The sequence below is a fragment of the Natronomonas sp. genome, assembly GCF_028274965.1.
Lineage (GTDB): Archaea > Halobacteriota > Halobacteria > Halobacteriales > Haloarculaceae > Natronomonas.
Genome location: NZ_JAQCNO010000032.1, coordinates 1 through 7,772, shown reverse-complemented (window position 1 = coordinate 7,772; position 7,772 = coordinate 1). Strand labels below are relative to the sequence as shown.

Below are 7,772 nucleotides of genomic sequence, written 5' to 3'. Positions count from 1 at the left end.
TTGCGACCGTCATCTCCGCCGTTACCGCCGTTAGCACCCTCGCTGTCGCTATTGCCGCCGCAACCCGCTACGACGACCGCCCCCGCTGTGGCCATGGTTATCATGACTCTACGACGCCGTACCATGCTATCCGTTTGTGAACACGACCTAATAAAATCCGGTCGTGGCGAGGCCGTGTCGGCAGGTACAGTCGCCTATGCGTCTGTGATCTACACCCGCGCTACGAACAGCTGTTTTTATATCACAGGTGTACCCCACCTGCGGAGCCTGCATCGACGGCGGCTTTCACCCCTCCGTGCGTGAACGTATGATCAAAAATCACGCGCAATAAAAACGGTATGAAAAAACAAACGATAGCGTACGGAGACGACACCGAAGCCCCCGTGATGCCGACGGCCGACCGCGCCCGTCCGCGAACGAACGCGTTCATTGTCACCGAGGCGGTACCGGCCGCATGGACTGCCCGAACTGTCGTGCGCGCGCTGTCGTCTTTGCCGTCCCGGTCGAGTACCGCGAACACGCTCCCGAGGAGGCCGCCCGCCTCGGGCTCTGTCCCGAGTGTCTCGCGTTGACGCCGGCCGACGGCGCCCCTGTTGAGGCGCGCTTCGAGCTGATAAGCAGCGCCTTTCCGGACGGCGACGCCGCCGTGCCGCTGGCGATGGGGTTGGGGCTTCTCGACTCGCTCGCGTTGAACCGGGCGTCGATCGAGGCGCTGTTTCGCGCCGCGGAGTCCGCCGGCGCCGACCCGCTGTTGTTGCTCGATCGACTCCACGTCCAGGGCGGCGTCGATCCGTCCTTCGACATCGACCGGCGGCGACACCAACTCGAACAGCTGTTGGAGTGAGACGAGACGATCAGACCCCGGTCGAGTACCGCAGGATCCCCGCGATGCCGCCGAACGCCGTCAGGAGCTGTTCGCCCTTCTCGAAGTCCGTCGAGATGAACTTCGTCTCCGAGCCGCGCTGTTCGGCCAACTCCATCAGGTGGTCGATGGCGTCCTCGCGCTCTATGACCTCGCCCTCGCTGCCGTCCTCGCAGGTGTGACTCGGCGTGTCGGCGCGCCTGTCGACGAGTTCGAACGCCTCCCGCCCGCCGCAGTCGTACGTCACGACGTCCTCCCGGAGGTCCTCGCTTATCAGGAGCCGATCGACGGCGCCCATCATGAGGTTCTGTCTGGTCGCGTCGAACCCGTAGGTGGCCTTCCCGCCGTCGTGTAACTGCTCGAAGAACTCCTCCATCTCGGATTTGTCCTTCATCACCTCGGTCTCGGCCAGCACGTCCTCGGCGGCGTCGACGAGGTCGTACAGCCCGGACTCGTCGGTGTAGGAGACGTCGAACTTCCCCAACACACTGTCGCCGAGCTCGTGATGGAGGTAGTCGCCGTCGAGGAACTCGTCTTTCGTCGGCGAGGGACCGCCGACCAACACGCCGTCCATCTCGTGGCGTTTCGGCACGAAGAGGTCGTCGGCCATGCCCGCGACCTCCTGATAGAAGTTGTCGATCGCCTCCAACCGGAGCCGGGCGAACCGCTGTGCCGACTGGCCGCCCTTCCGCTGTTTGCCCGGCACGAGCGAGGACGCCGATTTGACCGGCTCGACGCGCTTGCCCTTCAGCCACCCGACGTTCGCCTCCCGCCGATCGAGGACGACGAGCCCGTACAGCCCCTTGTCGCCCAGCATCTCCTGGAGCGGTTCGGTCAGAAAGTGCGAATCGCAGTGGTACCGGAAGGACTCGATCGGGTCCGGCGGGGACTCGAGCACCTCGGTCACCATGTCGGTCTGTCCGCCGCCGGCGTCGACCGCGCCCGAAAAGACCACCATCCCGTTGTCCGGCGGGTAGGTGTCGTAGTACTTCAGGCGGTCCTTGATGCTTTTTAGGGCGTCTTGGACCGCGGTTCGGGTCTGTTTCGATTTGATGTTCGAGGCCTCGCTGTGCTCTTGGGTGACGTGTGCGACGACGTCGCTCACCTGCCGGTCTTCGGGGATGTAGATCGAGACGAGTTGGGTGCCAGAGCCCGAGTAGTCGTCGAGTTCCTCGATCACCCGCTGGAACTCGTATTTTTGTTTCTCGGATTGCTCGTCGGCTTCGCTCATTGCCGCTGTTTGATCCCGGGGCGATAAAACTCCGTCCTTTGCGTCGACGGCCGCCCCGGATCCCGACCCGCGGCCCGGTCGCACGGACCGACCACCGGTCGTCGCCCGCCGGCACCATCGAAAGGGCTCGGCCGACGCCTCAGCCGTTGAGACTGATGTACTTCGTGTCGGTGATCCGCGCGTCGGACTCGAGTTCGGCGCGCGCCGCGTCCGGGACCTCCTGATCGACGTTGTACACGGTCAAGGCCTCGCCGCCGTGGACCTCCCGGGCGTTGAACATCCCGGCGATGTTCACGTCGTACTTGCCCATGACGGTGCCGATGTGGCCGATGACGCCCGGTTCGTCCGTGTTGCGGGCGACCATCATCTTGCCGCCGGGGATGGCGTCGACCCGGTAGCCGTCGACGCGGACGATCCGGGCGTCGTCGTCGGCGAAAAGCGTCCCGCAGACGCCGATCTCGTCTTCCCCGTCGCCGACCGTGACCGTGACGAGCGACTGGAAATCGTCCGCCTGTCGCCGCTTCGTCTCCGAGACCTCGATGCCGCGCTCCTCGGCGATCCGGGGGGCGTTGACCGCGTTGACCTGCCACTCCAGGGGCTGGAAGACGCCCTTCAGCGCCGAGGCGGTGACGATCTCGACGTCCTCCTCGGCGATGTCGCCCTCGTAGGCGATCTCGACGGTCTCGACGCGGCTGTCGAGCAGTTGGACGGCGATCTTGCCCGCCGTCTCCGCGAGACCGATGTACGGCTCGACCCGCGGGAACGCGGACTCGTCCATCGACGGCGCGTTGAGCGCGTTCATCACCGGCTCCCCGTCGAACGCCGCGATGACCTGTTCGGCCGTCGAGACCGCGACGTTCTCCTGGGCGGCCTCGGTCGAGGCGCCGAGGTGGGGCGTGACGATGACCTCCTCGACGTCCAAAAGCGGGCTATCGGACGGGAGCGGTTCGGTTGCGAACACGTCCAGGGCCGCCCCGGCGACGACCCCCTCTTCGACCGCGGCGGCGAGTGCGTCCTCGTCGACGATGCCGCCGCGAGCGCAGTTGATCACGTAGCCGCCCTCCAACTCCGCCAACTCCGCCTCCCCGATCATGTTTCTCGTCTCCGGGGTCAGCGGCGTGTGGATCGTCAGCACGTCCGCCCGCCCGAGCACCGCCTCGAGTTCGGCGAGCTCGGCGCCGAGCTGTTCGGCCCGCTCCTCGGAGATGTACGGATCGAAGGCGACAAGCTCCATCCCCAGCGAGTCGAGCTTCTTTGCGACCTCCTGACCGACGCGACCCAACCCGACGATCCCGAGCGTCTTGCCGTTGAGCTCCGTGCCCAGGTACTCGCCTTTGGCCCACTCGCCGGCCGACAGCCTGGCGTGCGCCTGCGGGATCGATCGGGCGCTCGCAAAGGCCATCGCAACGGTGTGTTCGGCGGCGGCGCGGACGTTGCCCTCCGGCGCGTTCGCGACGATGACGCCCCGGTCGGTCGCGGCCTCGATGTCGATGTTGTCGACGCCGATCCCGGCCCGCCCGACGATGACGAGGTCGGGGGCGGCCTCGATGACCTCCCTCGTGACCTCGGTCCCCGAACGGACGATGAGCGCGTTCGCCTCGGAGACGGCCTCGAGGAGGGCGGCGCCCTCCGCCTCGTAGTTCGTGGCGACTTCGTGGCCCGCCTCGCGGATGACGTCGAGACCGGCCTCGGAGATGGGGTCCGTAACGAGTACTCTCATGGCTGTACCCACCCTTCGGGCAGTGATAACGTTTTCTTCATCGTCGCGTTTCCCGCCCGAAACGCCCCGCGACGCCGCCCTCCAGCCCCCGTCGCCGGCGCGCTCGTGGCCCCCGGTGGAGCGGACGGTTTCGGCTCACACCCAACGGCCCGAACCGGACGGCCCGAACCGGACGATTTGTGACCCCTCCGGCGGAACGTCGCGTATGCTCATCGCGTTCGACTTCGACGGGACGCTCTCGGACTCGGAGATGACCGTGCTGCTCGGCGAGGAGGCCGGCGTCGCCGGGGAGATCGACGAGATCACCGAACGGGCGATGAACGACGAGCTCTCCTACGCCGAGAGCCTCTATGCGCGCGCCGAGCTGCTCGACGGTCTCGAGGCCGAGGGGGTCGAACGCGCCTTCGGCCGCGTCGCGTTGCGCCCCGGGAGCGCCGGCGTGATCGAGTCGCTCGCCTCGGCCGGCCACCACGTTGGGATCCTCACCGGCGGGTTCGACCGCGGCGTCGAGACCGCCCTCGAATCGGCCGGCGTCGGCGTCGACACCGTCGTCGCGAACCGCCTGCCGCTCCGGAACGGAGCCCTCACCGGCCGCGTCGAGGGCCCGCTCATAGAGGGGACGAAGGACGACGCCCTCGAGGAACTCGCCGCCGAGGTCGGCGTCGGGATGGCCGATACCGTCGCGATCGGCGACGGCGCGAACGACCTCCCGATGCTCGAGGTCGCCGGCCTGGCCGTCGGCTACGACCCCAAGCCGGCCGTCGAACCGCACTGCGACGCGGTCGTCGCCTCGATGGCTGAGCTACGCGAGATACTCGAGTCTGAGGGCGTGTTCTGACCCTCGGGAGGCGATCGCCGCGCGTCGGGCGTCGCACAGAGTCCTACAGCGTCGCATAGACTTATTTCACGCTGCGACGAACGGACAGGTATGGGACTCCGTGGGATACTGCTGTGGCCGGCGTACCGACTGGCCGGATGGGTCGATGACAACCCGGTGAGCGCGGCCGGGATCGTCGTTGCGTCGTGCGCGCTCGCGGCTCTTCTGTTCTCGGCGACGCTCGGCTCCGGAACGGAAGCGACCGCCCCGGCGCTCGATTCGCGCACGGCCGGCCTCGTCGCGGAGACCGCCCGGGACAGACCGGCCTACCCCGCGGCCGCGGTCCTCGGGGCCGCCGTGCTCCTGTTTTACGACGGATAGGGGGGTACCGAGACCGCCTCAGTTCGTCGCCGTCTCGATCGCCTGATCGAGGTCCTCGATGATGCGGTCGGTGTCCTCTAACCCCACCGAGAGCCGGATGAGGTCGTCGGTGACGCCGCTCGCCTGCTTTTGTTCGTCGGTGAGTTGTTGGTGGGTCGTCGAGGCGGGGTGGATGATGAGCGTCTTCGCGTCGCCGACGTTCGCGAGCAGACTCGCGAGTTCGACCGCGTTGACGGTGTCTCTGGCGGCCTCGTAGCCGTCCTCCAGCCCGAAGGTGATCATGCCGCCGTAGCCGCCGTCGAGGTACTCGGTGGCCTCGGCGTGGGTCTCGTGGTCCTCCAGCCCGGGGTAGGTGACCCACGACGTCTCCGGGTGATCGCGCAGGAACTCCGCGACGGCCATCGCGTTCTCGCAGTGTCGTTCCATCCGCATCGGGAGCGATTCGAGCCCCTGGACCGTCGCCCACGCGTCGAACGGCGCCTGTTGGTTGCCGAGATCGCGCAGCCCCCGTGTTCGGGCCGCGTATGCGAAGGCGGCGTCGCCGAAGGTCTCCGCGAAGTTGATCCCGTGGTAGGCGGGGTTCGGCTTTGCGACCTCCGGGAACCGGTCTGCGTGTTCGGCCCACGGGAAACTGCCCCCGTCGACGAGGATCCCGCCGATCGTCGTCCCCGACCCGTGGATCCACTTCGTCGTCGAGTCCCACACGAGGTCTGCCCCGTGTTCGATCGGCTGACACAGCGCCGGCGTGCCGAAGGTGTTGTCGACGAAAAGCGGGACGCCGGCGTCGTGTGCGATGTCGGCCAACCGCTCGAGGTCGGGCGTCACGAGCGCCGGGTTCCCGATCGTCTCGCAGTGGACGTAGGCGGTGTCCTCGTCGATCGCCTCCTCGTAGGCCTCGTAATCGAGCGTGTCGACGAACCGGGTCTCGACGCCCCGCCGCTCGACGGTGTGGGTGAGGTAGGTGTACGTGCCGCCGTACAGCGACGACGCGGAGACGACGTTGTCCCCGGCGCTTGCGAGCACGAACGTCGCCAGATCGAACGACGCCATCCCCGAGGCGGTGGCGACGGCGGCCACGCCGCCCTCGAGGGTCGCAAGCCGCTCTTCGAGCACCGCGTTCGTCGGGTTCATGATCCGCGAGTAGATGTTCCCCGGCTCCTCGAGTCCGAAGAGCTTCGCGGCGTGCTCGGCGTCCTCGAACTCGTAGGACGTCGTCTGGTAGATCGGCGGCGCGCGGGCCCCCGTCGTCGGGTCGGCCTCCTGTCCGGCGTGCAGCGAGTTCGTGTAGAGGTCGTCTCTGTCGAACATACGCCGAACGTCGGATCCGTCCGTAATAACTCCCGGCGTTGCTCGCACGCCTCGCCGCCATCGGTGAGACGCGACCGGCGCTCCCCGGCCGACGGCCAGACACCGCTCGGATCGACCGTCGGCCCGGAGAGGGCGTCAGTTCTCGGTGCTGTTGGCGCCGGCCCCGTCCCCGTCGTCGGTTCGGGTTTGGTTGTCTGCGTCGCCGTTGCTGTCGGTGTCGGTGCTGTTCGTGCCGCTGTCGTCGGTGCTATCGTCCTCGCCGTCGTCTTCGGTGTCGCCCTCGCCGTCGCCGTAGATGACCTGCGTTCCGCTCGCAACCGGTCGGATCCGGTAGCGCGTCGAGTCCGGCGGCCCGATCCGGAACGGCGCGAAGTCGGCGATGAAGCGCGTCCGCTCGTCCGGGCGGATCTCGAAGGCCTGCTTGAACTGCAGCGGCGCGTTACCGGGGGTCTCGACGTCGGCCTCCTCGCCGCTCGCCGCCAAGATCCCCGTCGTGTCGGCGACGTCCAACTGCAGGAACTGGTAGTCGCCGACCTCCAGTTCCGTCTCGTCGACGAACTGGGACTCGTCGCCCTGGAGCCCGACGAGATCCGCGTCCTGCGGCTCCTCGAACTCGATGTACCGGCGTCCAGATCCTTCGTCGGCCTCCTCTTCGTCCTCGTCGTCGGCTTCCTCGTCGTCGGGTTCCTCCTCGGGGTCGGTCTGCGTCTCGTTGCCGGCCGTCTCTCCGTCGTCGGGGTCGGTCTGCGTCTCGTTGCCGGCCGTCTCGCCGTCCTCGGTTCCGCCGTCGTCCGCGTCGTCCGCGTCGTCCTCCTCGTCCTCGGTTCCCTCCGGTTTGACCCAGATCCCGTCGAGCGAGACGACGAGCGACTCGAAGTCGCCGATGTCGTTCGGCTGGTCCGTGACGCTCGTCGAGAGCAGCCCCGTCTCCGATCCGTCGCCGCTTCCCGTGGTATCGTCGTCCGCCGTACCACCGTCGTCATCGTCCGTTCCGGCGCCGGCGCAGCCGGCGAGCGTTCCAGTCAGGACCGCTGCACCGAGGCCACCTACGTACTGTCTTCGTTCCATACTGTATACGGGTGTCGAGGGAGGTATACGCCTTCTGGCCGATTCCGGACCGACCCCGGCGGTCGCGTCGCTCTGGGAGCGCGAACCGAACGATCGGAGCGAAGAAGCCGATCCCGGGCCAGAAACCGAAACCGAAACCGAGAGGGCAATTAAAACGGATCGGGCCCGACGCGGGCCGTCCGACCGCCTACTCCGCGGAGATCACGTCGTCGATGCGGGCGATCATCGTCGCGGCCTCGGTCGCGGACTCGACGGCCTCGCGTTTGACCGCCGCGGGGTCGAGGATGCCGTGCTCGACGGGATCGCCGACCTCGCCGGAGCGACCGCCGCTTATCAGACCGGCCCGCCCCTCGGCGTCGTGCGTCGACCGGAGATCCACGAGGGC

General features: G+C 67.7%; 8 protein-coding genes. 3 read left to right on the top strand and 5 right to left on the bottom strand.

Going from position 1 to position 7,772, the window contains the following annotated elements:
* Window positions 1–454 precede the first annotated feature (454 nt).
* Window positions 455–844 carry a DUF6276 family protein gene (locus Q0916_RS04970; RefSeq protein WP_299235198.1) on the top strand — a complete coding sequence of 130 codons (390 nt, stop codon included), beginning with the start codon at window positions 455–457 and terminating at the stop codon, window positions 842–844.
* A 10-nt stretch (window positions 845–854) separates the two neighbouring features.
* Here Q0916_RS04970 and prf1 read toward each other — a convergent pair whose 3' ends face one another.
* Both prf1 and serA read right to left on the bottom strand, forming a co-directional pair.
* Window positions 855–2,093, bottom strand: a complete 1,239-nt coding sequence (gene prf1 / locus Q0916_RS04965) for a peptide chain release factor aRF-1 (RefSeq protein ID WP_299235195.1) — start codon at window positions 2,091–2,093, stop codon at window positions 855–857.
* Between the two features lie 139 nt (window positions 2,094–2,232).
* A complete protein-coding gene (gene serA / locus Q0916_RS04960; RefSeq protein ID WP_299235192.1) occupies window positions 2,233–3,813 on the bottom strand; it encodes a phosphoglycerate dehydrogenase in 1,581 nt (526 codons plus the stop codon).
* A gap of 205 nt (window positions 3,814–4,018) precedes the next feature.
* Here serA and serB point away from each other — a divergent pair, with 205 nt between their 5' ends.
* Together serB and Q0916_RS04950 are read left to right on the top strand one after the other, a co-directional pair.
* Window positions 4,019–4,651 (top strand): phosphoserine phosphatase SerB, encoded by a 633-nt coding sequence (gene serB / locus Q0916_RS04955; protein ID WP_299235189.1) that lies wholly within the window; start codon window positions 4,019–4,021, stop codon window positions 4,649–4,651.
* A gap of 90 nt (window positions 4,652–4,741) precedes the next feature.
* Window positions 4,742–5,011 carry a hypothetical protein gene (locus tag Q0916_RS04950; RefSeq protein WP_299235186.1) on the top strand — a complete coding sequence of 90 codons (270 nt, stop codon included), beginning with the start codon at window positions 4,742–4,744 and terminating at the stop codon, window positions 5,009–5,011.
* Between the two features lie 18 nt (window positions 5,012–5,029).
* Here Q0916_RS04950 and Q0916_RS04945 read toward each other — a convergent pair whose 3' ends face one another.
* The 3 genes from Q0916_RS04945 to Q0916_RS04935 all read right to left on the bottom strand — a co-directional run.
* Window positions 5,030–6,319 carry an O-acetylhomoserine aminocarboxypropyltransferase/cysteine synthase family protein gene (locus Q0916_RS04945; RefSeq protein WP_299235183.1) on the bottom strand — a complete coding sequence of 430 codons (1,290 nt, stop codon included), beginning with the start codon at window positions 6,317–6,319 and terminating at the stop codon, window positions 5,030–5,032.
* 135 nt (window positions 6,320–6,454) lie between these two features.
* Window positions 6,455–7,387 carry a DUF4382 domain-containing protein gene (locus tag Q0916_RS04940; protein ID WP_299235180.1) on the bottom strand — a complete coding sequence of 311 codons (933 nt, stop codon included), beginning with the start codon at window positions 7,385–7,387 and terminating at the stop codon, window positions 6,455–6,457.
* A gap of 187 nt (window positions 7,388–7,574) precedes the next feature.
* Window positions 7,575–7,772: TCP-1/cpn60 chaperonin family protein (locus Q0916_RS04935; RefSeq protein ID WP_299235177.1), on the bottom strand; the 198-nt coding region annotated here is incomplete at its 5' end.